Here is a 25,700-nt window from a genome sequence, read left to right as displayed (position 1 = left end):
AGTGGCCATGCACCACGACCACGACGGCGATTGCGTGGACATCACTCCGCAGATCCTGTTGAAAGCCTATGCTGCCGGCATCTTCCCCATGGCGGAGGATGCCGAGGACCCGACGATCTACTGGGTCGAGCCGAAGGCTCGCGGCGTCCTGCCAATCGACTATTTCCACGTTTCGCGTCGGCTTGCCCGAACCATTCGATCCGACCGTTTCGAGGTGCGGACAGATTTCGATTTCGATGGCGTCATCTCGGGCTGTGCCGCTCCGCGAGGCGATGGCGAGAAGACCTGGATCAATGCGCGCATCCGCGAACTCTACGGCGCACTTTATGATGCAGGCCACGCACATACGATCGAGGTCTATGCCGAAAGTCGGCTGGTCGGCGGGCTTTATGGCGTTTCGCTCGGAGCGGCCTTCTTCGGCGAGAGCATGTTTCACATCTCCCGCGACGCTTCGAAGGTAGCCCTCGCGCACCTGATGGCGAGACTGCGGAAGGGCGGATATCGCCTCGCCGACACACAGTTCGTCACGGACCATCTGATTCAGTTCGGAGCCGAGGAGGTTCCGCGCCATGTCTACAAGCGTCGCCTCGCCGAGGCGATCGCTGCCGAAGCAGTTTGGGACGTTTGGCCCAAGGAACGGGCGGTCAGCGGCGAGGAGGTGCTTGCCTCGCTTGCTCAGGCCCAGGAAACCTGAGTCGCGAGCCGCATTAGCGACCTCGATCGAGCGCCATACGAAGTGCGAGGCTCCCCAGGACGCCCCCCATGATCCAGCGCTGGGCCTTCAGCCATCCGGGATTGCGGGACAGGAAGACGGCGATCGATCCCGCCGCCAAGGCGATGAGCGCGTTCACCGCGATGCTGATCACGATCTGAACGGAGCCGAGCATCAGCGTCTGTCCCAGCACCGAGCCGCCTGTTGGCGTCACGAATTGCGGCAGCAGCGCGAGGTAGAGCATCGCGATCTTTGGGTTGAGGAGGTTGGTGAGGAAACCCATGGCGAAGAGCCGCGTCCGGCTGTCGGGGGCGAGCCGGCTCACCTCGAACGGCGAGCGACCGCCGGGCTTCAGGGCCTGCCAGGCGAGATAACCGAGATAGAGGGCGCCGGTCAGCCGCAGCGCGTCATACGCGTAGGGGACCGCCAGGATCAGCGCCGTGATGCCGAACGCAGCGCACAGCATATAGACGACGAAACCCAGCGCGACTCCACAGAGGGAGACCAGTGCTGCCGCGCGGCCCTGGCAGATCGCGCGGGAGACCAGATAGGCCATGTTCGGCCCCGGCGTCAGCACCATCCCAAGCGAGACGCCCGCGAAGGCCAGGAAGGTGACGGCGTCGGGCATGCTGGGGAACTCCGTTGCCCGGCCGATCCTACCGGAAGATCGCGTCGAAGATCGATTGTGGCTGCGGCGGCGGCGCGGGGGCTGGGCCTTCATTCGTCGGGAAGAACTTGCGCGAGGGCTTCTGCTTGGGCTGTACCGGAACGCCACGCGGCGCTTCCACGTCGACCTGCCCGTTTGGATTGACCTGCTGAGCCGTCCGCGTCGGGTCGGTATTTTTCTGGCGTTTCGTCCTTTCCGGCTTCGACGCCATAGCAGGCACGTCCTCCTGCTCTCGCGCCTCGGCGATGATGTCGTTGCCGCCTTTGCAATCAACGAGCCATACATCGTAGATCGGATGCTCGATGGCGTGCAGCCCCGGGCTGGCCGCGAACATCCAGCCCGTGAAGATGCGGCGGTACTTATTGTCGAGGGTCACCTCGTCGACTTCCAGGAAGGCCGTTGTCTTCGGGCTCTCGGTCGGCGGCCGGCTGTAGCAGACGCGCGGCGTCATCTGCAGCGCGCCGAACTGCACGGTCTCGTCGACAGCGACCTCGAAGGACACGATCCGCCCGGTGATCTTGTCGAGGCCGGAGAACACGGCGGTCGGGTTCTTGATCTTGTCGGCGAGGGCCTGCCCCGTCATCGGCAATCCGAGCGCCACCGCGCCCGCGAGCATGAGGCCGGCCCTCAGGGCAATGTGCAATCGGCGTTGAACGAGCATGCGGCTTACCCGGAGCGGGACGATGAGGCGTCTGCCCTAAGCCAGGGCGGTCGCGATGTCATGCACCGATAGACAGACCAAGCATGGTGTAAAAAGGGCGGCGTGCCTGTCCATGGGTGTCGGGCGTTCGCCGATGGCGCTTTACCCCTGCGGGCCGAGGAGAGGGAGCCAGATCGCCAGCGCCGCGAGGGTGACCAGCAGGACCGGCGGGGTGATCGCCATCCCGATCTTCATGTACTGGGCCCAGGTGATGGTCTGTCCCTTCGCGGCCAGCACATGCAGCCAGAGCAGGGTGGCGAGGCTGCCGATCGGGGTGAATTTCGGGCCGAGATCGCAGCCGATCACGTTGGCGTAGATCATCAGTTCGCGGGTCAATGGCGACAGGTCCGGGGCTTGCTGGATCGACAGCGCGCCGATCAGCACGCTCGGCATGTTGTTCATCACCGAGGACAGGATGGCGGCGGCGAAACCGGTGCCGATGGTGGCCACCCACGGCCCCTGCCCGGCCAGCCAGGTGAGGCCCTTGGCCAGTTCACCGGTGAGGCCGGCATTCCTGAGGCCGTAGACCACCAGATACATGCCCAGGCTGAACAGGACGATCTGCCAGGGCGCGCCGGTCAGCACCTTGCGGACCGGGATGATCCGGCCCCGCAGAGCGAGGACGAGCAGCAGCGCGGCACCGAGGCCGGTCACCGCCGAGACCGGCACGCCGAGCGGTGCGGTGAGCGTATAGGCGAGCAGCAGCAAGCCGAGCAGCGGGAATGCAGCCCGGAACACGACGGGATCGCGGATGGCGTCGCTGGGCGGTTCCAACGCGTGCATCGGATAGGCTTCGGGGATGTCGCGCCGGTAGGCGAGCCACAGAACCACCAGGGTCGCGGTCAGCGATACGAGGTTCACCGGCACCATCACGGCCGCATAGCGCCCGAAGGGCACGGCGAAATAATTGGCCGAGACGATGTTGACGAGGTTGGAAATCACCAGCGGCAGGCTCGTCGAATCGGCGACGAAACCGCAGGCGACGATGAAGGCTAAGGCTGCGGGCGGTTTAAAATCGAGCCGCAACAGGACCGCGAGCACGATGGGGGTCAGGAGCAGAGCCGCACCGTCATTGGCGAAGACCGCCGCAATGGCGGCGCCGAGCAGAATCACAAGGGGGAACAACCGCCGGCCCCTGCCGCCGCCCCAGCGGGCAATGTGCAGGGCCGCCCAATGAAAGAACCCGGCCTCATCGAGCAGCAGCGAGATGATGATGAGGGCGACGAAGGTGAAGGTCGCATCCCAGACGATGTGCCAGACGATCGGGACGTCGCCCGGCAGGATGACCCCGGCGGCGAGCGCCAAGGTGGCCCCGGCCAGGGCGCTCCACCCGATCCCGATCCCCTTCGGCTGCCAGATCACGAATACCAGGGTGACGAGGAAGATGGCGAGCGCAAGCATCCGGGTCGTTTCTCGTGATGGGTCGAACCGCGCTCAGGCGGTGGCGACGCGGCGTCCATGCTCGTCCACCACCCGCTCGCCATTCTCCTTGACGAACTCGCCGTGCTGGACCGGCAGAAGGTCGAGCACAACCTCGGAGGGCCGGCACAGGGCGACGCCCCTCGGCGTCACCACGAGCGGGCGGTTGAGCAGGATCGGATGCGACGCGATGGCGTCGAGCAACTCCTCGTCCGTCAGGGTCGGGTCGCTGAGGGCGAGCGACAGGTAGGGTGTGCCCGTCTCGCGCAGGATGTCCCGGACACAGAGCCCGGCCCGGCCGAGCATCCGGCGGATCAGGTCCGAGTTCGGCGGGGACTTCAGATACTCGACCACATGCGGCTCGATCCCTGCATTGCGGATCATCGCCAAAGCGTTGCGGGACGTGCCGCAATCCGGGTTGTAGTAGATCACGACGTCGAACGGTTCAGACATGGGTGCAGTCTCCATAGGCCTCGTCGCTGGTGGGACTGGGACAGGCGGCGAGCGCGTTCACGGCCGGTGCGCAGACCTCCGCCCTGCCCCGGCAGCAATCGCGCATCAGGAACTCGATCAGGCCCGACAGGGCCGGATAGGTGGCGCTGTAGATGATCGATCGGCCGTCGCGCCGGGATTGGATCAACCCGGCATGGCTCAGTTCCTTGGCGTGGAACGACAGGTTGGTGCCGGAGACGCCGACCTCGCCCGCCAGCGCGCCCGCGCTCAACCCGTCCGGACCGGCGGTGACCAGGGCGCGGATGATCCGCAACCGGTTCTCCTGGCCGAGGGCCGCGAAAGCCGCGACGGCTTGCCGTTCTTCGATCATCGGTGCAATATCTCAATCATTATTGAAATATAACGGGAAATTGATCCTTGGACAAGCTCGGACAGCCCTTCACCGACGGATTGCCAAGCCTCAGCGAAGCCCATTTCGCGGTGCCGCTACCGGAGCATCTGCGGGTCAACGAGCCCTTCAGCCACGCGCCGCGCTTCCTGATCCTGTACGGGTCGTTGCGTGAGCGGTCGTTCAGTCGATTCCTCGCCCACGAGGCTGCTCGCCTGCTTGAAGCCATGGGCGGCGAGGTACGCATCTACGACGCAGATGGCCTACCCCTGCCGGATGACGCCACCGCCGCTCATCCGAAGGTGCAGGAGCTGCGCCGGCTCTCGCTCTGGTCGGAGGGGCAGGTATGGGTGTCGCCCGAGCGCCATGGCACCCTGACTGGTGTGATGAAGAGCCAGATCGACTGGTTGCCCCTCAGCGAGGGGAGCGTACGCCCGACCCAGGGGCGCACCCTGGCGGTGATGCAGGTCTCCGGCGGCTCTCAGAGTTTCAACGCGGTGAATGCCCTGCGCCTGCTCGGACGCTGGATGCGGATGATCACGATCCCGAACCAGTCCTCGGTGCCGATGGCCTACAAGGAATTCGACGAGGCCGGCCGGATGCGGCCGGGGCCGCTCTACGAGCGCGTGGTGGATGTCTGCGAGGAACTGATGAAGTTCACGCTCCTGACGCGCGAGAGGGCCGACTACCTCGTCGACCGCTACAGCGAGCGCAAGGACCGCCAACCGGAGCGGCTGAAGGAAGTCGCCGCGGATACCGGCTTTACCAAGCCTCCGGAGGCGCCCTGAGTCACAAAGGGATAGCTGATAGGCGCCGCCCCGCCGGGCGACCGCCGGATTGAGATGCCGGTTCGCTCGGGCTCCGGGTTATTCCGGGCTCCAGGCCGCGTAATCGCCCGCCGTCAGCGGCTTGGAGCCGGGATTGAGCTGAGAGCCCTTCGGCCGGTAGGCCGCGCTGGTGCCGGTCAGATTCTCCACATGCGGCTTCTGCCATTCACGAGGGATGTAGGTCTCCTCGCTCGGAGGCACGTCGCTGTTATGGCACAGCCAGCCGCGCCAGCCGGGCGGTACCTTCGAGGCGTCGGCATAGCCGTTATAGATCACCCAACGGCGCTCCGGGCCGACCGAGCGATCGATCAGCGGGCCGAGCGCCTTGTAATAGGTGTTGCCGAAATCGTCCGTGCCGACGAGCTGGCCATGCCGGGCCGTCATGAGAGCGAGCGACATGGTCTGCCCGTTCCACCACGTGAAGATCCGCAGAAGCGTGTCCTTGAGAGCCATCGCACTTGCCTGAACCGGACCGGCTCGACCGCCCGCCCTTCGTGGGCCGGACTATGGTGAGGGGCCGATGCGAAGTCCAGCTTTTGTCGGGTCCTGCCCGCCGGTCCGGGCGGGACCGGTGCGGCCGGAATCCCACATCGCGAGCTTCTGCACCAAACGCTTACTTTGACCGACCCCCGCCCGGCCTGTGAACCGAAAATTTTCCGCGCCGAATCCTCCAAGCTGAAAGGACACTTATCGGTGTGGCTGCGATATCCACAGGTTTCTAAGCGGAACCACAACATCTAGCGCGGAACGTAGCCGGCACACACAAGTTGTTGACGGGAAGGCCCCGGTCGCGATAGCGTTCGATGGTCACCGGAGCGGTCGAGTCCGCTGGGTGGTTCAAGACATTTCCGGCCAGGGGACAGCGCATCGCGAGCGTTCGCGGGCGCTCGCCTTCGTCAGACTGAGCAAGAATTCGGCGGCGCGCGACGCGGCGTCGCCATCGATACTTCGGCAAGGGATACAGGGTTCATGCGGTTCGAGCGGCGTTACACCACGGCCGGGCAATCCCCCTACGCGACCATCGCCTTCCGCAAGGCGCTGAGCGAGATCCGCAACCCGGACGGATCCATCGTCTTTCGCCTCGACGGTATCTCGGTGCCGGAGAGCTGGAGCCAGGTCGCCAGCGATGTGCTGGCGCAGAAGTATTTCCGCAAGGCCGGCGTGCCGGCGCGTCTGAAGAAGGTCGAGGAGAACGACGTTCCCTCCTTCCTGTGGCGCTCGGTGGCCGATGAGGCCGCCCTGGCGGAACTGCCCGAAGCCGAGCGTTCGGGCTCTGAGATCTCCTCCACACAGGTGTTCGACCGCCTCGCCGGCTGCTGGACCTACTGGGGCTGGAAGGGCGGCTATTTCACCTCTGAGGAGGATGCCGCCGCCTTCCTCGACGAGCTGCGCTTCATGCTCGCCCGCCAGATGGTGGCGCCGAACTCGCCGCAATGGTTCAATACCGGTCTTCACTGGGCCTACGGCATCGACGGCCCGGCGCAGGGCCACCATTACGTCGATTACCGCACCGGCGAACTGGTGAAGTCGGCCTCGAGCTACGAGCACCCGCAGCCGCATGCCTGTTTCATCCAGGGCGTGCAGGACGACCTCGTGAACGAGGGCGGCATCATGGATCTGTGGGTCCGCGAGGCGCGCCTGTTCAAGTACGGCTCCGGTACCGGCTCGAACTTCTCGATGCTGCGCGGCGAGAACGAGAAGCTCGGCGGCGGAGGCAAGTCCTCGGGCCTGATGTCCTTCCTGAAGATCGGCGACCGGGCGGCCGGCGCGATCAAGTCGGGCGGCACCACGCGCCGCGCCGCCAAGATGGTCATCGTCGACATCGACCACCCGGATATCGAGCAATACATCGACTGGAAGGTGAAGGAGGAGCAGAAGGTCGCCGCCCTGGTGACCGGCTCCAAGATCGTTTCGAAGCATCTCCAGGCGGTAATGAAGGCCTGCACCCAGTGCGAGGCCGAGGGTGACGCCTGTTTCGATCCCGAGCGTAACCCGGCGCTGAAGAAGGCCGTGAAGGCCGCCCGCAAGGAGATGGTGCCGGATGCCTACACCAAGCGGGTGATTCAGTTCGCCCGCCAGGGCTTCACCAAGATCGATTTCCCCGTCTACGACACCGACTGGGATTCTGAGGCCTACCTCACCGTCGCCGGTCAGAATTCGAACAATTCCGTCTCGCTCACCGACGACTTCCTTCGGGCGGTCGAGGCCGATGGCGACTGGAACCTGACCGCCCGCACCACCGGCAAGCCGGTGAAGACCCTGAAGGCGCGTGAGCTGTGGGACAAGATCGGAGAGGCCGCCTGGGCCTCGGCCGATCCGGGCCTGCACTTCAACACCACGATGAACGACTGGCACACCTGCCCCTCGGCGGGCCGGATCCGCGCCTCGAACCCGTGCTCCGAGTACATGTTCCTCGACGACACGGCCTGTAACCTCGCCTCCGCGAACCTGCTGACGATGTATGACCGCGCCAGCGGCCAGTTCGACGTCGCCGCCTTCGAGCATCTCAACCGTCTCTGGACCGTGGTCCTCGAGATCTCGGTGATGATGGCGCAGTTCCCGTCGAAGGAGATCGCGGAGCTGTCCTACCGATACCGCACCCTCGGCCTCGGCTTCGCCAATATCGGCGGCCTGCTGATGAGCATGGGCCTGCCCTACGATTCGCATCAGGGCCGGGCCCTCGCCGGGGCGCTGACCGCGATCATGACCGGCGTTGCCTACGCCACCTCCGCCGAGATGGCGGCCGAGCTCGGGCCGTTCCCCGGCTACGATGAGAACGCGGACGCCATGCTCAAGGTGATCCGCAACCATCGTCGTGCCGCTCACGGCGAGGCCGCGGGCTACGAGTTCCTCTCTATCGCCCCCGTTCCCCTCGACATTGCCAACGTGCCCCAGGCCGATCTGGCCGAGCGTGCCAAGGTGGCGTGGGACCGGGCCCTGGCGCTCGGCGAAGAGCACGGCTACCGCAACGCCCAGGCCACCGTCATCGCGCCCACCGGCACGATCGGCCTCGTAATGGATTGCGACACGACTGGCATCGAGCCGGACTTCGCCCTGGTGAAGTTCAAGAAGCTCGCTGGCGGCGGCTACTTCAAGATCATCAACCGCGCCGTGCCGGATGCGCTGCGCTCCCTTGGCTACCGCGAATCCGAGATCGCCGAGATCGAGGCCTATGCGGTCGGCCATGGCTCGATGGGTCAGGCCCCGGCCATCAACCCGGGCTCCCTGCGTGCGAAGGGCTTCACCGACGACAAGCTCGCGGCCATCGAGGCGGGCCTGAAATCGGCCTTCGACATCAAGTTCGTCTTCAACCGCTGGACGCTCGGGGACGACTTCCTGACGAGTGTGCTGAAGGTCCCGACCGAGAAGCTGGCCGACCCTACCTTCGAGATCCTGCCCTTCCTCGGCTATTCGAAGAAGGACATTGAGGCCGCCAACACGCATATTTGCGGTGCGATGACCCTCGAAGGTGCGCCGTTCCTGAAGCAGGAGCATTACGCGGTCTTCGATTGCGCCAACCCGTGCGGCCGCATCGGCAAGCGCTACCTCTCGGTGGAAAGCCACATCCGCATGATGGCGGCGGCGCAGCCCTTCATCTCGGGGGCGATCTCCAAAACCATCAACATGCCGAACGACGCCACGGTCGAGGATTGCAAGAGCGCCTACAAGCTGTCCTGGACGCTGGCCCTCAAGGCCAACGCCCTTTACCGCGACGGCTCGAAGCTGTCCCAGCCCCTGAACTCGGCGCTCATCGCCGATGAAGAAGAGGATGCCGAGGAGGCGATCGAGGCGCTGGTGGCCCAGCCGGCCAACGCCAAGGCGGCGCAGCTCGCCGAGAAGATCGTCGAGCGCGTGATCGAGCGGGTGGAGCGCATCCGGTCCCGGGAGAAGCTTCCCGACCGGCGCAAGGGCTACACCCAGAAGGCCGTCGTTGGGGGCCATAAGGTCTACCTGCGCACCGGCGAATACGAGGACGGCCGCATCGGCGAGATCTTCATCGACATGCACAAGGAAGGCGCCGCCTTCCGCTCGCTGATGAACAACTTCGCCATCGCGATCTCGATCGGCCTGCAATACGGCGTGCCGATGGAGGAATATGTCGACGCCTTCACCTTCACCCGGTTCGAGCCCTCGGGCTTCGTGCAGGGCAACGACGCGATCAAGAACGCCACGTCGATCCTCGACTACGTGTTCCGCGAACTCGCCGTCTCCTATCTCGGCCGCATGGACCTCGCCCATGTCGACCCGTCCGAGATCGGCAACACGGTGATGGGCAAAGGCGAAGGCGAAGGCACCCGCAACGGCGACCGGCCGGACACGATGGCCTCGAGCGTCGTTTCGCGCGGGCTGCTGCGCGGCTCGGCCGACCGGCTCACCCTGATCCAGGGTGGCCCGGACGGCGGGACGGTGGGCGTCGGATCCGGCACGGCCGGAACCAGCGCTCCGGCTGGGGGCGTCGTCCACGCCCTGCGGGGAGCGACGGCGCTAAAGGCCGAGCCGGAAGTGGCGGGCCAAGCCGAAAGCCTCGTCACCGCCCTCCCCTTCGCCAAGGCCGAACGCACCGTGTCGGACCGCCGAGCCGAGGCCAAGTTGAAGGGTTATGTCGGCGAATCCTGCCCGGAATGCGCGAACTTCACCCTCGTGCGCAACGGAACTTGCCTGAAATGCGATACGTGCGGGTCCACGACCGGTTGTTCGTGAGAATTTGTCACCCGACCCATAACATGACGGACACTATAAAATTGCGTTTTTAGCGGTGTTTGTGACTATTAAAACAGCATAACGCTGCGTTTTGAGAAAAAGCGCTCGGTAAATTCCGAGCGTTTTTTCTTTTATTTACAGTGGTTTAGGATCCGGCGGCATCACGAGCGCTGAATCGCTCGCAATCATGGTCTTAGGAATCGGCCCTCGGAGCCTGGGGGCAACACCGAACGATTCCAATGCTCGAGCTACAGACCGCCGTTGAGTTCCGTAGAACCGCGCGCGCCTGTCGACGCCCGATGCGGTCGCGATGCGGGCGGACTGGACCAAGGCAGACCCGGTCATCCTCGCCTTCCTGCGCCGCTTCGGACGCTTTGGGATCCCGTTCGTGGCCGTCTACGGGCCCGTCCTGCCGCGCGGCGAGGCAATGCCGGAACTTCTGACGCCGGCAACGCTACGGGCTGCCATTGAGCGAGCGGAGCGCGAGAGTCCAGACAAGATCACGACGGATTTTTCGCCCTGACCAGTAACCGTCGTCGGCACCCCTTCGAAATACAATCCAGTACCGCCAAGATTTTCGGTACACCCCAGAAGGATCGCCTCACATGAGCACTCTCTTCCGCGTCGCCGCTGCTCTCGTCCTCGCCACCGCCGTCTCCGGTGCGCCGGCTTATGCCGTCGATTCCATGGCCAAGGACAGCATGGCGAAAGACTCCATGGCCAAGGACGGAATGAAGAAGGACGGGATGAGCAAGGATTCCTTGGTTAAGGATTCGACGGCCAAGGACAGCATGGCCAAGGATTCGATGGGTAAGGACGGCATGGCCAAGGACGGCATGGCCAAGGACTCGATGAAGAAGTAAGTTCGGCCTCATGCGGACGGTGCGGGTCGGCCATTCGGGCCGCCCGTTCCTCATGCCGGGTTTCTTCCCGGCTCTCCCCGCAGCGTCCGGAATCCCCGATCCCATGTCCGTTCGATCAGCGGCATTGTCCGGCGAGGCATCCCTGTCCGCCGCGATGCAGGCGGCACAGGTCGGCGATGCCGCTGCTTACCGGGCACTCTTGCGCGATTGCCTGCCGGTGATCTCCGCAATGGCACGAGCCAAGGGAGTTCAGGGAGCAGCGCTCGACGATGTAGTGCAGGACACCCTGCTCACCCTCCATCGCGCGCGGGCGACCTACGATCCGGCCCGGCCGTTCCTGCCCTGGTTACGCGCCATCACACAGCGACGGGCGATCGACGCGTTGCGCCGCAAGGGGCGTCGTCCGCATGAAGTCCACGAGCCGATCGCCTATGAGGCGCGTGCCGACGACGGCCCTGGGCCGGGTGACGACCTGGAGCTTCGCGAGCGTGCATCGATCCTCGCTGCGACCGTCGCGCATCTCCCCGAAGGACAGCGAGAGGCGATCGAGCACATCGCCCTGCGCGACTTGTCCCTCGACGAGACATCGACGCTCACCGGGCGGACCAAGGGGGCGCTCAAAGTCAACTTCCATCGTGGTCTCAAGGCCCTCCGCGTATCGCTCTCATCCCGCAAGGAAGACACGGATGTCTGATCCGGCCACCCAAGACCCGGCCACCCAGGACCCGTCCAGCCGAGACCTTTCCACCCACGATCTCGTCGAGGATCTGGCCCGGTCGCTCACGCCGGTCCGCCGGCTCCCGAGCCCGGGGCGCCGGGCCCTGGTCTGGTCCGGCGCGGTGCTCATGGTGGGCCTCCTCCTCGTCCCGATGTCTGACGTCTCGGGATTGCGGGCGCGTCTCGGTGTGCCGGACCTGCACTGGGCGGCCCTCGGCGCGATCCTCACGGCCATCGCGGCTGCGCTAGCGGCCTTCCAGAGCAGCGTGCCCGGCCGAAGCGCAACCTGGTCATGGCTGCCGCTCCCCCCGCTCGTCCTCTGGCTCGGCGCCAGTGGCCTCGGCTGCCTTCGTGGTTGGCTCGCGCCGGCCGCCAACCTCGCCGAGCCGGAGGAGATGCGGGGCTGCTTCGTGTTCCTGATGGGAGTCTCGTTGCCGCTGTCCGTCCTGCTGGTGCTGATGCTGCGGCGGGCCTGCCCGCTTCGCCCCAATCTAACGGCAGCCCTCGGGGGCCTCGCCGCAGCCGCGGCGGCGGCGGCCTTGCTGGTGCCGTTCCATCCGCACGACGCCACCGCGACGGACCTGCTGGTCCACCTCGTCGCTGTCCTCATCGTCGTCGGTCTGAACGGTCTTTTCGGCGGCCGCCTCCTCGACAGAAATGCCGGACCGCGAGACCGGCCTGTAACCAGCTCGATCCGCAAGGCGAATGACTGACCAGAGCCTCTGGAAGGAGCCCGGTATCAAGGAACTCGGCACCATGGACCGCAGACAGATCCTCACCGCCGGCGTCTCGGCACTGGGCATCCTGACATTCCTTCGTGTCGCCGGAGGGTCTCTGGTCGGTGGCCCCGCCGCGGCCGAAACCTTCGCCGTCGCGAAGAGCGAAGCCGCTTGGCGGGCGCAGCTCGGGTCTGACGGCTACGCGGTTCTGCGCAGGCACGGCACCGAACGCGCCGGTTCGAGCCCACTCAACGCCGAGAAACGCGCCGGTCGCTTCGTTTGCGCCGGTTGCGACCAACCGCTCTTCGCCTCCAGTGCGAAGTTCGAGAGCGGGACCGGATGGCCAAGCTTCACCGCTCCCCTTGCGGAGGCCGTGGGGACGACGACGGATTCCAGCCTGGGGATGAGCCGGACGGAAGTGCATTGCCGGCGCTGCGGCGGGCATCTCGGCCACGTCTTCACCGACGGACCCGCCCCCACGGGACTTCGCTACTGCATGAACGGTGTCGCGCTGCGCTTCGAGCCCGCCTGACCGATTGCGTCTTTACCGTCCCGTAAAGGACCGCCCCCATGTTTCCGATCCCTAAGCCCGCGACCATTCCGCCCTATCGCACGCGCCACAATGCGGTGCTCATCGGTGGTGTCCTGGCCCTGCTCGGCCTCGGCCTCCCCATGACGATCGAACGGGCCGGTGCGGAGGAAGCGAGCCGGCAACTGCCGGCCGCCGCGACACCGGCGCGTGAACCCGCCCGGCTCCAGAACGCGGTATTCGCCGGTGGATGCTTCTGGGGCGTGCAGGGGGTGTTCCAGAACGTCCGTGGCGTCACCCAGGCGGTTTCGGGCTATGCCGGCGGAGACGGAGCAAGCGCGAATTACCAGACCGTCTCCAGCGGGCGTACGCGTCACGCTGAGGCTGTTCGGGTGACCTACGATCCGCGCGTGGTCTCCTACGACACCTTGCTCCGGGTCTTCTTCTCCGTCGCCCTCGATCCGACGCAGGTCGATCGGCAGGGACCGGATCATGGCCCGCAATACCGCTCGGCCCTGTTCCCGGCGAGTGCCGAGCAGGGCGCCGTGGCTCGCGCATACATCGCGCAACTCGACGCCTCCGGAGGCTACGGCGCGCCGGTCGCCACCCGGATCGAGCCCGGTGCTGCGTTCTACCCGGCCGAGGCCTACCACCAGGACTTCATGGTCCTGCATCCCGCCCACCCGTACATCGTCGCCAACGACGCCGCGAAGGTGCGCGACCTGAAACGCTTCTTTCCCGAATTCGCCGCGCCGGCTCCTGCCCTCGTCGGACACGACCCCGCCTGACGCGATCCCACTCCTCGGGCTCGACGGTCAAACAGCCAGCAACCTTTCAGGACGGTCCCGATGCATCCCCCTTCGCCGCGGGCCGAGCGCCCGATCCATCCCCTCGTCGTTCGGATCACCCACTGGGTGAACGCACTGGCCATGCTGATCATGATTACCAGCGGATGGCGCATCTACAACGCCTCACCGATCTTCGGCGACTGGACCTTTCCGAAGCCGGTCACCCTAGGTGGCTGGCTCGGTGGAGCGCTGCAATGGCACTTCGCGGGAATGTGGCTCCTCGTCGCCAACGGCCTAGTCTACCTGACCTATGGACTGATCTCGGGCCACCTGCGCCGACGCCTCACACCCCTGCGACCGCGTGAGATCGCCCACGATTTCGTCGCGGCCCTGAGGTTCCGGCTCCCCCACGACCCAGGCGTCTACAACGCCGTTCAGCGCCTCCTCTACGTGGCAGTGCTGCTCATCGGAATCGTCATCGTGCTCTCCGGTCTCGCGATCTGGAAGCCGGTGCAGTTCGCGCCCCTGACTGCCCTGATGGGTGGCTACGATACGGCGCGGATCGTCCATATCCTCGCCATGGCCGGGATCGCCGGCTTCGTGGCAGTGCATCTCGCCCTGGTGCTCGTGGTTCCCAAGACCCTGCCGACGATGATCATCGGCCGGGAGATCCATTTCGGCCGCAACCGCGTGGTGAAGCCATGACGCCCCTCGATCGCCTTCTCCGCCGTCCACGACTGGATCTCACGGTTCCCAAGACACCCCTCGTCCGGGCCGACCGACGCCTGTTCCTCCGCGGCGGCCTCGTCGCGGCGGGGAGCCTCGCGCTCGGCGGTTGCGACATCTCCAACAATCCGCAGGTGGAAAGCATCCTCGGTGGGATCTCGCGGCTGAACGATCGCGTCCAGGGTGCCCTCTTCGGGGGCACGCGTCTTGCCCCGACCTTCGATGTCGCGGACATCACCCCGGACTTTCCCTTCAACGCCTATTATCCGGCGAGCAAGATCCGGGTGATCGACGGTTCGACCTGGAAGCTCGAACTCGCCGGTCTCGTTTCTGACAAGGCGCCGTGGACGCTCGACAGGCTGAGGACCCTGCCGCAGGAAGCGCAGATCACCCGCCACGTCTGCGTGGAGGGCTGGAGCGCCATCGGGCAATGGTCTGGGGTCCCGTTCCGGACCTTCCTCGAACGGATCGGGGCCGACACGACCGCACGTTACGTCCGCTTCGCCTGCGGCGACGACTACTGGACGAGCATCGACATGCCGAGCGCGCTTCACCCCCAGACGATCCTGGCGCTCGACTACGCCGGCGCGCCCCTGCCACCGAAATACGGCTTCCCAGTGAAGCTGCGCATCCCGACGAAGCTCGGGTTCAAGAACCCGAAGCACATCATGGCGATTACGGTGACGAACGATTATCCGGGCGGTTACTGGGAAGATCAGGGCTACAACTGGTTTTCCGGGCTGTAGTGAGTCTGAACGTGAATCGCCCGACATCCATCGATCGATGACATGTGGACCGCAGCTAAACGGGTGTTGCCGAGCGGTTTGGCGGCCACCGGCTCCCGGAACGGCATGAGGTTTTGAAATGCTGAAATTCTTTTTCAATGGCTCTCCGAACCCGACGAAGGTCGCGCTGCTGCTGGAGGAGCTCGGACTGCCCTACGAGCCCATCCCGATCGACACCCGCAAGGGTGACCAGTTCGCGCCTGATTTCATGGCCCTCAATCCGAACGGCAAGGTGCCGGTCCTCGTCGACGACGCGGACGTGATCTTCGACAGCAATGCTATACTGCTATACTGCTCTACCTCGCCGAGAAGACCGGACGATTCCTGCCGCCCTTGGGTAGCGACCGAGCTCCGCTCCTGTCCTGGCTGATGTTCGTCGCGACGGGCGTCGGGCCGTTCTCCGGCCAAGCGGTCCATTTCCAGCACTTCGCCCCGGAGCAGGTGCCCTATGCCCAGGCGCGTTACAGCTTCGAGGCACGCCGTCACTACGACGTGCTAGACGCACCACCGGCCATCCGGCCGAGTCCCACGTCACGGACCTGCTCGGCGAAAACGGGCCGCAGGCCGGCCACGACACGCCGCCGTAGCGAACGACGCCGATTGAAGCATCCCCTCCGGGGGGATAGGATAATGGGATGGAACACGCCTCGCATCCGGACATCGTCAAGCGCCTGAAGCGCGCGCACGGCCACCTCGCCGGGGTGATCGCGATGATCGAGGAGGGCCGCCCCTGCGTGGACCTCGCCCAGCAACTGCACGCGGTCGAGAGCGCGATCACGAACGCCAAGCGCGTCCTCATCGAGGACCACATGGAGCACTGCCTGGCGGACGGCTTCGGGCACGGAGGCAAGTCCACCAAGGACGCCCTCGCCGAGTTCAAGCTGCTCGCGAAGTACCTGTGAGGCGCGCCCGATGCTGAGCGTCCTCGCCCATCGCACCTACCGGCACCTGTTCGCGGCCCAGGTCATCGCCCTGATCGGTACGGGCCTGCTCACGGTCGCCCTCGGGCTTCTCGCATTCCGGATCGCCGGTGACCGCGCCGGAACCATCCTCGGGACGGCGCTGGCCATCAAGATGGTGGCCTACGTCCTCGTCGCCCCTGTGGCTCAGGCATTCACGGGCGGGTTGCCACGACGCGCATTCCTGGTGGCCACGGACCTCGTCCGCGCCGCCATCGCCCTGACGCTGCCCTTCGTCGATCAGGTCTGGCAGGTCTACGCCCTGATCTTCGTCCTGCAATCGGCCTCGGCGGCGTTCACCCCGACCTTCCAGGCCACCATCCCCGACATCTTGCCGGACGAACGGGACTACACCCGCACCCTCTCGCTCTCCCGCCTCGCCTACGACCTGGAGAACCTGCTCAGCCCGACCCTGGCGGCCCTTCTCCTGACGGTGGTGCCCTACAACGCGCTGTTCGGCGGCACGGTCGTCGGCTTCCTGTGCTCGGCGGCCTTGGTGGTGCCCGTGACCTTGCCGACCGCCACTCGGTCCGACCCGCATGGCGGCGTCTACGACCGCACGACTCGGGGCCTTCGGATCTACCTCGCGACGCCGCGCCTGCGCGGGTTGCTCGCCCTGAACCTCGCGGTCGCCGCGGCGGGCGCGATGGTCATCGTCAACACCGTGGTGATCGTGCAGGGACTCCTGGACCGGCCCCAGGCCGACGTGGCCCTCGCCCTCGGCCTGTTCGGGGGCGGCTCCATGATCGCCGCACTGACGCTGCCGCGCCTGCTCGACCGGCTCCCGGACCGCGCCGTCATGATCCCGGCGGCGGCCCTGCTCGGCACGGTGCTCCTCGGCGTCGCCGCCGTGACATGGGGCGGTACCATCGGATGGCCGCTCCTGCTTTCGACCTGGCTCGTCCTCGGCACCGCCTATTCCGCCGTCCAGACGCCGACCGGACGGCTCCTGCGCCGGTCCGCGACCCAGGAGGACCGGCCCGCCGTCTTCGCCGCGCAGTTCACCCTGTCCCATGCCGCCTGGCTCGTCACCTATCCGCTCGCGGGTTGGCTCGGCGCATCGGTCGGAATGCCAGCGACGCTCGCGGTCCTCGGTGCCCTGACGCTCGCCGGGGTTGCGGCGGCGGCTTGGACGTGGCCGGCTGCCGATCCCGACGTGATCGAGCATGCCCATGCCGACCTCGCTCAAGGGCACCCGCACCTTCACCAGGGCAAGCGCCATGCGCACGCCTTCGTCATCGACGACCTCCATCGGCAGTGGCCCGCACACGCGGGATGACGGAAGGGACGCGAGGGGATGTTCCCCGGAGGCCCGGACGCGTCCTTCGACGTCCGGGACGCGCGGCGCCGGTGCCGTCACCGTTCGGACGATCCCGCAAGTGCATGCGGAAGAGGGGCGAGGACGGGTGATCCGGTCGAGCCGGCGCCCCGTCGAGGCGGGTGGCGACCCAAGTCGGCGCGAGGGCCCGCGGGGCCGAAGCAACCGTGGGAAGAACGTTCCCTTATCCATGCTCGGCCCAGGAGTACGCACCTCGCGGAACGGTGCTGGAAGCATGGCCGTTCACAGGTGTCGCCGGATTGGTCTCTGACCCGATCCAGGCCACCAACAACCTGAGAGGAAGCCTGATGAGGAAGTCCCTGTTCGCCGTCGCCGCCCTGGCTGCGCTCGGCGCCATCGGCATCGCCGCACCTGCGTCCGCCGCTCCCGGCATGATCGGCGCCGTCGATGCCACGACCAACGTCGTCGACGTCCGCATGGACGGCATGCACGGTCACCGCGGCCACGGCCGCATGATGGGCCATCGTCACGGGCACCGCCACATGATGCGCCACCATCACCACCGCGGCCACATGATGCGCCACGGTCATGGTCATCGCCACCACCGCATGTGATCGTCCAGGGGCCCTTCGGGGCCCCTTATTTTTTCTCGATTGAAACGACGGACTTCAAGGCAAGCAGGTCGCACGGGCTTGCGGGAGCGAACTTACATTCGCTCCTTGATGCCGGAGCCGACGAGCCACCAGTTCACCGGGTAGCTGGTTAGGAATCCGGCGACCATGGCGACCTGCATGGCGAACCAGAACTCGACCGAGTTCACCGGCGCGCGCTCCCCGGCAAGGTGCGGGAACAGGACGAACTGGGCGAACGCCATGAAGCCGTACATGCCGACCTGCCAGGCGATCAGCGACAGGGTGTCGGCCTTGAGCGCGGCAACGATGCCCTGGCCGGGGGAGAGCCCACGCATTGGGACGATGGCGTAATACTGGAACACGATCCCGAGCCCGAAGGCGAAGACGAAGTCCAGCACCCAGACCGCGTACATCTTCTCGTCGAAGAGCGACTGCCAGCCGAACCAGACAGCCACCGCCGGCACCAGGAAGGCGAGCCACTCGGCGGCGACGTCGCCCAGCATGCAGCCGCTCCCGCAGTGGAGCGCGCCCTTGCCCCCCATCACCGGGAACGGCGTTTGCGTCATGTTCGGCGGCTTCTCGTCCCGCTCCATCGCGCGGTGATGCGTCTCCATGGTCGCGAGGCGGCCATAGCGAAAGTAGGCCCAGACCACGACCACCGTCCCGAACAGGGCGGTGACCGGCCAGACGACATTCATCACGGTCATGTGCTGCGGATGCCGGATGACCTGCACCGACAGAAGGATCGAGCAGGCGGCACCGAGCAGCAGTGCCAGGATCGAGAGCGCGTGGAGCCAGGAGGGGAACATCGTGGCCATTCCGTTCAATGCCCCATTGCCAGCATCCAGACGGCCATGGCGACCATCATCACGTTCTCGGTCAGCGAGACGAAGCCAAGCGGCACCTTGCTCGACCCGCCGACGCAGGCGCACTTGATCTCGCGCTTCTCGACGTAGACCGCCTTGAACACCGAGATCGCGCCGATGGTGCCGATGAACAGGGCCACGGGGATCGACAGCCAGTTCAGGGCGCCGGCCACCATCAGGACGCCGGCGATGCCCTCCAGGAACGGGTAGGCGTAGGCGTAGCGCACCCAGCGCTTGGCCAGCAGGTCGTAGCCGAGGAACATCGACGAGAAGGTCTCGACGTCCTGCAGCTTCAGGAGGGCAAGGACGCACATGCTGAAGGCGATGAACCACTCAGCCGCCCGGACCGTCAGGGGCGTGCCGTACACGGCGTAGCTCGCCGCGAGCGCCATCAGCGCCGTCATCGAGAACACCGCCACGACCGGCGTATAGGTCGTCGCGTTCGGGTCGTTGGCGGCCTGGCCGAAATGCCGTCTGAGGTCGTCGAAACCCCCGACGCGCTCCCCGTTAATGAAGGTCTGGGGCGTCGACTTGACCCCGTGCTCGGCCTTGAAGCCGTCGGTCTCCTCGCGGGTGGTTAGCCAATGGTCTTCCACCTGGAAGCCCTGGCGTTCGAGGAGGTCCTTCGCCTTGAGGCCGTAGGGGCACGTGTGCTGCGGCATCATCATGCGGAATAGGACGGCCTTGCGGGACGCGGTGGCTTGCATCGGAAACTCCGTGGGTAGTCTGGCAGGGATGCCGTCCGCTCGATGCCGTGGAAACGACGGATCGGTTGCGGCCGATTGAGCTTGCGGACCTTCCTGCACCTTCCCATTATAGGAAGGTCAACGGAGGGGCTCTCACGATGAACATCGGCGAGGCGAGCCGGGCCTCGGGGGTCTCGGCCAAGATGATCCGGCACTACGAAAGCATCGGGCTCGTGCCCCCGGCGGACCGTCGCGACAGCGGCTACCGCGATTACGGGACCGCCGACCTTCACCGGCTCGGCTTCATCCGGCACGCCCGGGACCTGGGCTTCTCGCTGGACCGCATCCGGGTGCTGCTCGGGCTCTGGAGCGATCCCGACCGCAGCAACGCCGACGTGAAGGCCATCGCCAGGGCGCACGTGAAGGAACTCGAACAACGGGCCCGCCAACTGAGCGAGATGGCCGACGCCCTGCGGTCCCTGGCCGACGCCTGCGACGGCGACGGCCGGCCTGACTGCCCGATCATCGCCAGCCTGGAGACCGGGGCGAACGTCCCGTCCTGCCATCCCGGCACCTCCCCGGGGCCGGCGCGGCCTTCCTCGCCTCGCAGGAAAGCCGTGGCCGGTCGCTGAACCCGAACCGGCCCCGGCGGCTCTTCGGTCAGGCGGCCATCTTCCGGCAGCTCTCGGCGCAGCGGCGGCACTGCTCGACGCAATGCTGCATGTCGCCGACCTGCTCGCAGCTTCGGGCACAATCCTCGCAGACGTCGGCGCACTCGGCGCAGGTGTGCTTGTGATGCCTCGTCCCGATCAGCATGAAGTGCGCCGACGTCCGGCACATCTCGGCGCAGGCCAGCATCAGGCGGAAGTGCTCGGGCTCGACGTGCTTTCCGCCGGCCGGCAGGCAGTGGTTCGAGGCCATGCCGAGGCAGGTCTGGTAGCAGCGAAGACATTCGTCGATGCAGGACTGCATCTCGCTCGACATATTGCTCATGTGAAGCTCCCTGATATTAGACAAAAAGAAACGAGCGTCAGCACTGGATGACAGTACGCCTCCAGTATTGCCTTGCTCATTCTGTCAACTCAGGCGGCTATAGTTCGTTCTAATAAATTCCTTTTTTCTTGCCCGGGGTACTCAATCCGTCCGCAAGCGCCTACTCCGCCGCATCGCGGTAAGCGGGTCGTTCGGCCGGGGCGACGCTCGCCGGCGTCTCGGCAGCCGCGGACAGACCCCATCCCTTCACGAGGGCGTAGACCGCCGGGATGACGACCAGCGTCAGCACTGTCGAGGACACCATCCCGCCGATCATCGGCACGGCGATGCGCTGCATCACCTCGGAGCCGGCGCCCGTGCTCCACAGGATCGGGATCAGGCCGGCCATGATGGCGGTCACGGTCATCATCTTCGGGCGAACCCGCTCGACCGCACCGACCATGATCGCCCGCCGCAGGTCCTCGCGGTTCAGGGGCCGCCCCTCGCGTGCGCACGCGGCCCGGACCTCGTCGAGGGCGTGGTCGAGGTAGACCAGCATGATCACCCCGGTCTCGGCGGCGACGCCGGCGAGCGCGATGAAGCCCACCGCCACGGCCACCGACATGTTGAAGCCCATCCACCACATCAGCCAGATGCCGCCGACCAGGGCGAACGGCAGTGACAGCATGACGATGAGCGTCTCGGTCAAGCGCCGGAAGTTGATGAACAACAGCAGGAAGACGACGAGCAGCGTCAGCGGCACCACGACCTTCATGCGCGCCTCGGCCCGCTCCAGGTACTCGTACTGCCCGCTCCACTGCAGGGTCGTGCCCTGTGGGAGCTTGACCTCGTCCGCCACGGCCTTGCGCGCCTCGGCCACGTAGCCGCCGAGGTCGCGCCCATTGATGTCGACGAAGATGTAGACCGCAAGCTGTCCGTTCTCCGTGCGGATCGAGGTCGGGCCCCGGGTGAGTTCGACCTTGGCGACCTCGCGCAACGGCACCGTGCCCCCGGCCGGGAGTGGCACCTGCACCTCGTCGGCGATGGCCCGCGGATCGGACCGGAAGGCCCGAGGGTAGCGCACGTTGACGGTGTAGCGCTCGCGTCCCTCGACGGTGTTCGTCACGCTCTGACCGCCGAGCGCCGTGGCGATGACGTCCTGCACGTCGCCGACCATCAGCCCGTAGCGCCCGAGCGCCTCCCGGTCCGGCGTGATATCGAGGAAGTAGCCGCCGATGACCCGCTCGGCGTAGGCGCTCGACGTGCCCGGCACGTTGCGCACCACCGCCTCGACCCGGCGGGCGACCCCTTCCATCTCCTTCAGGTCCGTTCCCAGCACCTTGATGCCGACCGGGGTGCGGATGCCGGTCGAGAGCATGTCGATTCGGGCGCGGATCGGCTGCGTCCATGCATTCGACACGCCCGGGAACTGCAGCGCCTTGTTCATCTCGGCCTTGAGGCTCGCCAGCGTCACGCCCGGCCGCCACTCGGACGGCGGCTTCAGCGCGATGACCGTCTCGAACATCTCCATCGGCGCCGGGTCGGTCGCGGTGTTGGCGCGGCCCGCCTTGCCGTAGACCGAGGCCACCTCCGGGAAGGATTTTATGATGCGGTCCTGGGTTGCGAGGAGCTCGCCGGCCTTGGTCACCGACAGGCCCGGCAGGGTGGTCGGCATGTACATCAGCGTGCCCTCGTTGAGGTCGGGCATGAACTCCGAGCCGAGCTGACGGGCCGGCCAGACGGTCGCCGCGAGGACGCCTAGGGCGAGCAGGACGGTCAGGACCCGCGCCCGCAGCACGCCCGCGATCAGCGGCCGGTAGAGCCAGATCAGGAGCCGGTTCAGCGGGTTCCTGTGCTCCGGGATGATCCGGCCCCGCACGAACAGCACCATCAGCGCGGGGACCAAGGTCACCGACAGGATCGCGGCCGCCGCCATGGCGAAGGTCTTGGTGAAGGCCAGCGGACCGAACAGGCGACCCTCCTGGCTCTCCAGGGTGAAGATCGGCAGGAAGCTGACCGTGATGATGAGGAGCGAGAAGAACAGCGAGGGGCCGACCTCCGAGGCCGCCTCCACCAGGATCTCCGTCCGCGGCTTGTCCGGTGGCGCCCGTTCCAAGTGCTTGTGGGCGTTCTCGATCATGACGATGGCCGCGTCGATCATGGCGCCGACCGCGATGGCGATGCCGCCCAGGCTCATGATGTTGGCGCCGAGACCCAGGGCCCGCATGCCAACGAACGCCATCAGGATGCCAACCGGCAGCATCAGGATGGCGACCAGCGCGCTCCTCACGTGCAGCAGGAAGACGATGCAGACGAGCGAGACGACGACGCTCTCCTCGACCAGCGTGTGCCGCAGGGTGTCGATGGCCGCGTCGATGAGCTGGGAGCGGTCGTAGACCGGCAGGATCTCGGTGCCCGCGGGAAGGCTTTTCGCCACCTCCGCGAGCTTCGCCTTAACGCCCTCGATGACGTTCAGCGCGTTCGCGCCGAAGCGCTGCAGGACGATGCCGCCGGCGACCTCGCCCTCGCCGTTCATCTCGGTGATGCCGCGACGCTCGTCCGGTCCGAGCTCGACCCGGGCGACGTCCCGGACCCGCAGCGGCGTGCCGCCCGCGGTCTTGAGGACGATGTTCTCGATGTCGGCGACGCCCCTCAGGTAGCCGCGCCCGCGGACCATGAACTCGAACTCGGAGAGCTCGACCGTGCGGCCGCCGACGTCGGCGTTGCTCGACCGGATCGCGTCCCTGAGCTTGTTGAGGGAGATGCCCTGGGCGCGTAGCCGGTTCGGGTCGACCACCACGTTGTACTGCTTCACGAAGCCGCCGACGCCGGCGACCTCGGCGACGCCCTCTGCCCGCGAGGCCCCGAACCGGACCACCCAGTCCTGCAGGGAGCGAAGCTCGGCGAGCGTCCGTTCCTTGGCGACCACCACGTACTGGTAGACCCAGCCCACGCCCGTGGCGTCGGGGCCGAGCGTCGGGGTCACGCCCGCCGGCAGGCGGCTCGCCGCCGCGTTGAGGTACTCCAGCACCCGCGAGCGGCCCCAGTACGGGTCGGTGCCGTCCTCGAAGATGACGTAGACGAACGACACCCCGAAGAAGGAGAAGCCGCGCACCACCTTCGCCTTCGGCACCGTCAGCATGGCGGTGGTCAGCGGGTAGGTGACCTGATCCTCCACGACCTGTGGGGCCTGCCCCGGGTACTCGGTGTAGACGATGGCCTGCACGTCCGAGAGGTCGGGGATGGCGTCGAGCGGCAGGGTCCGCAGCGCCAGGACGCCTGCCGCGACGGCGAACACGGTGCCCACCAGAATCAGGACGAGGTTGCGGGCCGACCATCCGATGAGGCGCGCGATCATGGCGTCGCTCCCGCGTCGGCGGCCTGGCGGTCGTCCTTGGGAGGCGCCAGGTCCTGCAGCGCCGCCTTCAGGTTGCTCTCGGCGTCGATGAGGAAGTTGGCCGAGGTCACCACCCGGTCGCCGGTCGAGACGCCGTCGCGGATCTCGGTGTAGCCGCCGCCGTGCACGCCGACCTTCACGGCCTTGGGCTCGAAGCGACCCTCGCCGCGGTCGATCAGCACGACCTGTCGCTCTCCGGTGTCGATGACGGCGTCGTCGGGCACGGCCACGACCGGCTTGGCGTCACCCGTCGCGATCTCGACGTCGGCGTACATGTCCGGCAGCAAGGTGCCGTCCGGGTTCGGGAGCTCGATGCGCACCCGCGTGGCCCGGGTCTCCGGGTTCACCTGCGGGTAGATCGTCCCGACCTTGCCGGAGAAGGTGCGGCCCGGGGCGGAGCGCAGGCGGATCGTGGCGGCCTGCCCGACGCGGACGTTGGAAAGGTCGCGCTCCGGCACGTCGGCGAGCAACCACATGGTGGAGATGTCGCCGATCCGGAACAGGGTATCCCCGGCCGCGGCCTTCATGCCCTCGATGGCGGTCCGCTGCAGGACGATGCCGTCCCGGGCCGAGGACCAGGTGATGGCCATCGGCACGTTCCGGGTGCGCTCCATCTCGTCGATCACGGTCTCGGAGACGTTCAGGTTCCGCAGGCGCCGCCTCGCGCCGTCGAAGCCCGGGTTGGCGATGAGCTGGGCCGCCGCGGCGTTGATCTCGGGCGAGTAGACGTGGACCAGCGCCTGCCCCTTGCGGACGCGGTCGCCGGTGGTGACGTTCTCGACATGGTCGACGTAGGCGTCCGACCGGGTCGCGATGACCGTCACCCGCCGCTCGTCGAGGGCGACGGTACCGGGGACGCGCACGGGCTGGGCGACCACCCGGCGCTCGACCACCTCGGTCCGTACGCCGGTGCGCTGGACCTTGCCGGGCGAGACGATCACGACGTTGCCGTCGCTGTCCTCGCCCTCGTAGACGGGGATGTAGTCCATCCCCATCGAATCCTTCTTTGGCGTGGCCGAGGTGTCCGGCAGGCCCATCGGGTTGCGGTAGTAGCGTATGGGCCGGGCGCCCGCGGCGGCCTTCGTGTCCCCGGCCTTCCCCATGTCCTGGGCGGCCATGTCGTGCCCAGCCATCCCCCGCCCGGCCATGTCGGCGGGCATGGCCTCCTCCGCATCCGGCTCGTCGAAGCGCACGTCCTCGCTGGCGTGGACCGCCCGGAACTCCCGGCCATCCGCGGTCGCCATCGGCGACAGCGAGTAAACCGGCTTTCCGTCCGGGTCCTGGTAGTAGACCACCGGCCCGGTCGCCTTCGCGGGGGGCGTAGCCTGCGCGGCTGGCATGGGGGCCGGAGACCACCGGGCGAACTCCGTCCGGGCGCGCTCGGCGAGTGCCGGCACGGGGTTCTCCCCGTGCCCCGCGACATAACCGATGCCCCCCGCTGCCAGCGCGACGAGGGTTCCGACGAGTAAGGCCACGCGGCTCACTTGGCGGCCTTGAAGACCAGCTTGTCCTCGACCGTGCCGGTCTCGCCCTGGACCTTGGCCCCGAGCGACAGCCGCCAGCCGCCGGCCATCGTGAGCTTCGCCTTGAAGCGGTAGACGCCCGGCTCGGTCGTGGGGAGCTGCTCGATCTTCGAGGTCATCTCGTCCATGCTGTCGGGGGCCATGTCGATGCGCTTGGCGAAGATCACGGCGTCGGGAACCGGCTTGCCGCTGCGCTTATCGAGAAGGCGCACCGACAGGACAGCTTCGCCGACTTTGGCTTCCTGCTGCACGAGCTCGAAGCGGTAGTCCTTGGTGTCGGCAAGCGCCGGGAACGCGGATGCCGACAGGGCGGCACCGAGCAGCGCCGCCGAGACGGCGCACGAAAAAGGCTTCTGGGTCACGGGGGATGTCTCCTGAACACGACGGGAAGG

At 66.7% G+C, this 25,700-nt stretch carries 27 protein-coding genes and 1 pseudogene; 16 read left to right on the top strand and 12 right to left on the bottom strand.

The genetic code is table 11. From position 1 onward, the window contains the following. Positions 1 to 7 precede the first annotated feature (7 nt). Complete coding sequence (aat, locus tag AC0IXR_RS05700; RefSeq protein ID WP_311276469.1) at positions 8 to 694, top strand: leucyl/phenylalanyl-tRNA--protein transferase; 687 nt, start codon at positions 8 to 10, stop codon at positions 692 to 694. Between the two features lie 13 nt (positions 695 to 707). Here the strand turns inward: aat and AC0IXR_RS05695 are convergent, their stop codons facing one another. The 5 genes from AC0IXR_RS05695 to AC0IXR_RS05675 all read right to left on the bottom strand — a co-directional run bounded on the left by AC0IXR_RS05695 (position 708) and on the right by AC0IXR_RS05675 (position 4,321). Then, on the bottom strand, positions 708 to 1,340 hold the full coding sequence (locus AC0IXR_RS05695; protein WP_311276439.1) for a LysE family translocator: 633 nt from the start codon (positions 1,338 to 1,340) through the stop codon (positions 708 to 710). Positions 1,341 to 1,368: 28 nt separating this feature from the next. Next, positions 1,369 to 2,040: a DUF2155 domain-containing protein gene (locus tag AC0IXR_RS05690; RefSeq protein ID WP_056430663.1), complete on the bottom strand. Its 672-nt coding sequence runs from the start codon at positions 2,038 to 2,040 to the stop codon at positions 1,369 to 1,371. Positions 2,041 to 2,181: 141 nt separating this feature from the next. Continuing rightward, positions 2,182 to 3,480 (bottom strand): arsenic transporter, encoded by a 1,299-nt coding sequence (locus AC0IXR_RS05685; RefSeq protein WP_471760023.1) that lies wholly within the window; start codon positions 3,478 to 3,480, stop codon positions 2,182 to 2,184. 33 nt (positions 3,481 to 3,513) lie between these two features. Further along, positions 3,514 to 3,951 (bottom strand): arsenate reductase (glutaredoxin), encoded by a 438-nt coding sequence (gene arsC, locus AC0IXR_RS05680; protein WP_471760021.1) that lies wholly within the window; start codon positions 3,949 to 3,951, stop codon positions 3,514 to 3,516. Continuing rightward, on the bottom strand, positions 3,944 to 4,321 hold the full coding sequence (locus AC0IXR_RS05675) for an ArsR/SmtB family transcription factor (RefSeq protein WP_471760019.1): 378 nt from the start codon (positions 4,319 to 4,321) through the stop codon (positions 3,944 to 3,946). The genes arsC and AC0IXR_RS05675 overlap by 8 nt, the downstream gene beginning before the upstream one ends. 47 nt (positions 4,322 to 4,368) lie before the next feature. Between AC0IXR_RS05675 and arsH the strand changes: the two genes are divergently transcribed. Next, on the top strand, positions 4,369 to 5,127 hold the full coding sequence (gene arsH, locus AC0IXR_RS05670) for an arsenical resistance protein ArsH (protein ID WP_471760017.1): 759 nt from the start codon (positions 4,369 to 4,371) through the stop codon (positions 5,125 to 5,127). Positions 5,128 to 5,205: 78 nt separating this feature from the next. Here arsH and AC0IXR_RS05665 read toward each other — a convergent pair whose 3' ends face one another. Further along, positions 5,206 to 5,619 carry an NADH:ubiquinone oxidoreductase subunit NDUFA12 gene (locus AC0IXR_RS05665; RefSeq protein WP_207412393.1) on the bottom strand — a complete coding sequence of 138 codons (414 nt, stop codon included), beginning with the start codon at positions 5,617 to 5,619 and terminating at the stop codon, positions 5,206 to 5,208. A gap of 516 nt (positions 5,620 to 6,135) precedes the next feature. On the opposite strand from AC0IXR_RS05665, the gene AC0IXR_RS05660 reads away from it, so the two are divergent. From AC0IXR_RS05660 to AC0IXR_RS05600, 13 genes and pseudogenes are all read left to right on the top strand, one after another. Then, positions 6,136 to 9,867 carry a vitamin B12-dependent ribonucleotide reductase gene (locus tag AC0IXR_RS05660; RefSeq protein WP_471760015.1) on the top strand — a complete coding sequence of 1,244 codons (3,732 nt, stop codon included), beginning with the start codon at positions 6,136 to 6,138 and terminating at the stop codon, positions 9,865 to 9,867. Positions 9,868 to 10,177: 310 nt separating this feature from the next. Beyond that, the gene (locus AC0IXR_RS05655; protein WP_471760013.1) at positions 10,178 to 10,390 is read left to right on the top strand and encodes a thioredoxin domain-containing protein; all 213 of its coding nucleotides are present in this window, start codon (positions 10,178 to 10,180) and stop codon (positions 10,388 to 10,390) included. 82 nt (positions 10,391 to 10,472) lie between these two features. Further along, on the top strand, positions 10,473 to 10,730 hold the full coding sequence (locus AC0IXR_RS05650) for a pentapeptide MXKDX repeat protein (protein ID WP_471760011.1): 258 nt from the start codon (positions 10,473 to 10,475) through the stop codon (positions 10,728 to 10,730). Between the two features lie 103 nt (positions 10,731 to 10,833). Further along, the gene (locus tag AC0IXR_RS05645; protein WP_471760009.1) at positions 10,834 to 11,424 is read left to right on the top strand and encodes a sigma-70 family RNA polymerase sigma factor; all 591 of its coding nucleotides are present in this window, start codon (positions 10,834 to 10,836) and stop codon (positions 11,422 to 11,424) included. After that, positions 11,417 to 12,160 carry an NrsF family protein gene (locus AC0IXR_RS05640; protein WP_471760008.1) on the top strand — a complete coding sequence of 248 codons (744 nt, stop codon included), beginning with the start codon at positions 11,417 to 11,419 and terminating at the stop codon, positions 12,158 to 12,160. Before AC0IXR_RS05645 ends, AC0IXR_RS05640 begins: the two co-directional genes overlap by 8 nt. Before the next feature lie 43 nt (positions 12,161 to 12,203). Then, entirely contained in the window at positions 12,204 to 12,698 is a 495-nt protein-coding gene (gene msrB, locus AC0IXR_RS05635; RefSeq protein ID WP_471760249.1) for a peptide-methionine (R)-S-oxide reductase MsrB, read from the top strand. Positions 12,699 to 12,736: 38 nt separating this feature from the next. Continuing rightward, positions 12,737 to 13,483, top strand: a complete 747-nt coding sequence (gene msrA / locus AC0IXR_RS05630) for a peptide-methionine (S)-S-oxide reductase MsrA (protein WP_471760006.1) — start codon at positions 12,737 to 12,739, stop codon at positions 13,481 to 13,483. A 60-nt stretch (positions 13,484 to 13,543) separates the two neighbouring features. After that, positions 13,544 to 14,188 (top strand): cytochrome b/b6 domain-containing protein, encoded by a 645-nt coding sequence (locus tag AC0IXR_RS05625; RefSeq protein ID WP_471760004.1) that lies wholly within the window; start codon positions 13,544 to 13,546, stop codon positions 14,186 to 14,188. Continuing rightward, complete coding sequence (locus AC0IXR_RS05620; RefSeq protein WP_471760002.1) at positions 14,185 to 14,955, top strand: molybdopterin-dependent oxidoreductase; 771 nt, start codon at positions 14,185 to 14,187, stop codon at positions 14,953 to 14,955. Before AC0IXR_RS05625 ends, AC0IXR_RS05620 begins: the two co-directional genes overlap by 4 nt. A 118-nt stretch (positions 14,956 to 15,073) precedes the next feature. Then, positions 15,074 to 15,495, top strand: a pseudogene (locus AC0IXR_RS05615) (glutathione S-transferase family protein); the annotation flags it as partial. Positions 15,496 to 15,629: 134 nt separating this feature from the next. Then, entirely contained in the window at positions 15,630 to 15,896 is a 267-nt protein-coding gene (locus tag AC0IXR_RS05610; RefSeq protein WP_153873546.1) for a metal-sensing transcriptional repressor, read from the top strand. A 10-nt stretch (positions 15,897 to 15,906) separates the two neighbouring features. Next, positions 15,907 to 17,232, top strand: a complete 1,326-nt coding sequence (locus AC0IXR_RS05605) for an MFS transporter (protein ID WP_471760000.1) — start codon at positions 15,907 to 15,909, stop codon at positions 17,230 to 17,232. Positions 17,233 to 17,579: 347 nt separating this feature from the next. Continuing rightward, positions 17,580 to 17,846 (top strand): hypothetical protein, encoded by a 267-nt coding sequence (locus tag AC0IXR_RS05600; protein ID WP_056488048.1) that lies wholly within the window; start codon positions 17,580 to 17,582, stop codon positions 17,844 to 17,846. Between the two features lie 92 nt (positions 17,847 to 17,938). Here the strand turns inward: AC0IXR_RS05600 and AC0IXR_RS05595 are convergent, their stop codons facing one another. Together AC0IXR_RS05595 and AC0IXR_RS05590 are read right to left on the bottom strand one after the other, a co-directional pair. After that, on the bottom strand, positions 17,939 to 18,673 hold the full coding sequence (locus AC0IXR_RS05595; protein ID WP_153873548.1) for a DUF4396 domain-containing protein: 735 nt from the start codon (positions 18,671 to 18,673) through the stop codon (positions 17,939 to 17,941). A gap of 14 nt (positions 18,674 to 18,687) precedes the next feature. Continuing rightward, the gene (locus AC0IXR_RS05590; RefSeq protein ID WP_471759999.1) at positions 18,688 to 19,437 is read right to left on the bottom strand and encodes a MauE/DoxX family redox-associated membrane protein; all 750 of its coding nucleotides are present in this window, start codon (positions 19,435 to 19,437) and stop codon (positions 18,688 to 18,690) included. Positions 19,438 to 19,574: 137 nt separating this feature from the next. Here AC0IXR_RS05590 and cueR point away from each other — a divergent pair, with 137 nt between their 5' ends. After that, complete coding sequence (cueR, locus tag AC0IXR_RS05585) at positions 19,575 to 20,048, top strand: Cu(I)-responsive transcriptional regulator (RefSeq protein ID WP_153873624.1); 474 nt, start codon at positions 19,575 to 19,577, stop codon at positions 20,046 to 20,048. 28 nt (positions 20,049 to 20,076) lie between these two features. Here cueR and AC0IXR_RS05580 read toward each other — a convergent pair whose 3' ends face one another. The 4 genes from AC0IXR_RS05580 to AC0IXR_RS05565 all read right to left on the bottom strand — a co-directional run bounded on the left by AC0IXR_RS05580 (position 20,077) and on the right by AC0IXR_RS05565 (position 25,670). Continuing rightward, entirely contained in the window at positions 20,077 to 20,409 is a 333-nt protein-coding gene (locus AC0IXR_RS05580; RefSeq protein WP_153873550.1) for a four-helix bundle copper-binding protein, read from the bottom strand. Positions 20,410 to 20,569: 160 nt separating this feature from the next. Then, positions 20,570 to 23,746: an efflux RND transporter permease subunit gene (locus AC0IXR_RS05575; protein ID WP_471759998.1), complete on the bottom strand. Its 3,177-nt coding sequence runs from the start codon at positions 23,744 to 23,746 to the stop codon at positions 20,570 to 20,572. Further along, the gene (locus AC0IXR_RS05570; RefSeq protein WP_471759996.1) at positions 23,743 to 25,269 is read right to left on the bottom strand and encodes an efflux RND transporter periplasmic adaptor subunit; all 1,527 of its coding nucleotides are present in this window, start codon (positions 25,267 to 25,269) and stop codon (positions 23,743 to 23,745) included. The genes AC0IXR_RS05575 and AC0IXR_RS05570 overlap by 4 nt, the downstream gene beginning before the upstream one ends. Next, a complete protein-coding gene (locus tag AC0IXR_RS05565; protein ID WP_209688456.1) occupies positions 25,266 to 25,670 on the bottom strand; it encodes a FixH family protein in 405 nt (134 codons plus the stop codon). Before AC0IXR_RS05565 ends, AC0IXR_RS05570 begins: the two co-directional genes overlap by 4 nt. Between the last annotated feature and the right edge of the window lie 30 nt (positions 25,671 to 25,700).

The organism is Methylobacterium sp. AC832 (assembly GCF_979256025.1).
Note: the sequence above shows the minus strand (reverse complement) of the source record. Positions and strands in the feature narration are given on the sequence as shown.

Coding starts and splice junctions, on each gene's coding strand:
- aat (WP_311276469.1), top strand. CDS start 8: ATGCACCACGACCACGACGGCGATTGCGTGGACATCACTCCGCAGATC.
- AC0IXR_RS05695 (WP_311276439.1), bottom strand. CDS start 1,340: ATGCCCGACGCCGTCACCTTCCTGGCCTTCGCGGGCGTCTCGCTTGGG.
- AC0IXR_RS05690 (WP_056430663.1), bottom strand. CDS start 2,040: ATGCTCGTTCAACGCCGATTGCACATTGCCCTGAGGGCCGGCCTCATG.
- AC0IXR_RS05685 (WP_471760023.1), bottom strand. CDS start 3,480: ATGCTTGCGCTCGCCATCTTCCTCGTCACCCTGGTATTCGTGATCTGG.
- arsC (WP_471760021.1), bottom strand. CDS start 3,951: ATGTCTGAACCGTTCGACGTCGTGATCTACTACAACCCGGATTGCGGC.
- AC0IXR_RS05675 (WP_471760019.1), bottom strand. CDS start 4,321: ATGATCGAAGAACGGCAAGCCGTCGCGGCTTTCGCGGCCCTCGGCCAG.
- AC0IXR_RS05665 (WP_207412393.1), bottom strand. CDS start 5,619: ATGGCTCTCAAGGACACGCTTCTGCGGATCTTCACGTGGTGGAACGGG.
- AC0IXR_RS05660 (WP_471760015.1), top strand. CDS start 6,136: ATGCGGTTCGAGCGGCGTTACACCACGGCCGGGCAATCCCCCTACGCG.
- AC0IXR_RS05655 (WP_471760013.1), top strand. CDS start 10,178: ATGCGGGCGGACTGGACCAAGGCAGACCCGGTCATCCTCGCCTTCCTG.
- AC0IXR_RS05650 (WP_471760011.1), top strand. CDS start 10,473: ATGAGCACTCTCTTCCGCGTCGCCGCTGCTCTCGTCCTCGCCACCGCC.
- AC0IXR_RS05645 (WP_471760009.1), top strand. CDS start 10,834: ATGTCCGTTCGATCAGCGGCATTGTCCGGCGAGGCATCCCTGTCCGCC.
- AC0IXR_RS05640 (WP_471760008.1), top strand. CDS start 11,417: ATGTCTGATCCGGCCACCCAAGACCCGGCCACCCAGGACCCGTCCAGC.
- msrB (WP_471760249.1), top strand. CDS start 12,204: ATGGACCGCAGACAGATCCTCACCGCCGGCGTCTCGGCACTGGGCATC.
- msrA (WP_471760006.1), top strand. CDS start 12,737: ATGTTTCCGATCCCTAAGCCCGCGACCATTCCGCCCTATCGCACGCGC.
- AC0IXR_RS05625 (WP_471760004.1), top strand. CDS start 13,544: ATGCATCCCCCTTCGCCGCGGGCCGAGCGCCCGATCCATCCCCTCGTC.
- AC0IXR_RS05620 (WP_471760002.1), top strand. CDS start 14,185: ATGACGCCCCTCGATCGCCTTCTCCGCCGTCCACGACTGGATCTCACG.
- AC0IXR_RS05610 (WP_153873546.1), top strand. CDS start 15,630: ATGGAACACGCCTCGCATCCGGACATCGTCAAGCGCCTGAAGCGCGCG.
- AC0IXR_RS05605 (WP_471760000.1), top strand. CDS start 15,907: ATGCTGAGCGTCCTCGCCCATCGCACCTACCGGCACCTGTTCGCGGCC.
- AC0IXR_RS05600 (WP_056488048.1), top strand. CDS start 17,580: ATGAGGAAGTCCCTGTTCGCCGTCGCCGCCCTGGCTGCGCTCGGCGCC.
- AC0IXR_RS05595 (WP_153873548.1), bottom strand. CDS start 18,673: ATGTTCCCCTCCTGGCTCCACGCGCTCTCGATCCTGGCACTGCTGCTC.
- AC0IXR_RS05590 (WP_471759999.1), bottom strand. CDS start 19,437: ATGCAAGCCACCGCGTCCCGCAAGGCCGTCCTATTCCGCATGATGATG.
- cueR (WP_153873624.1), top strand. CDS start 19,575: ATGAACATCGGCGAGGCGAGCCGGGCCTCGGGGGTCTCGGCCAAGATG.
- AC0IXR_RS05580 (WP_153873550.1), bottom strand. CDS start 20,409: ATGAGCAATATGTCGAGCGAGATGCAGTCCTGCATCGACGAATGTCTT.
- AC0IXR_RS05575 (WP_471759998.1), bottom strand. CDS start 23,746: ATGATCGCGCGCCTCATCGGATGGTCGGCCCGCAACCTCGTCCTGATT.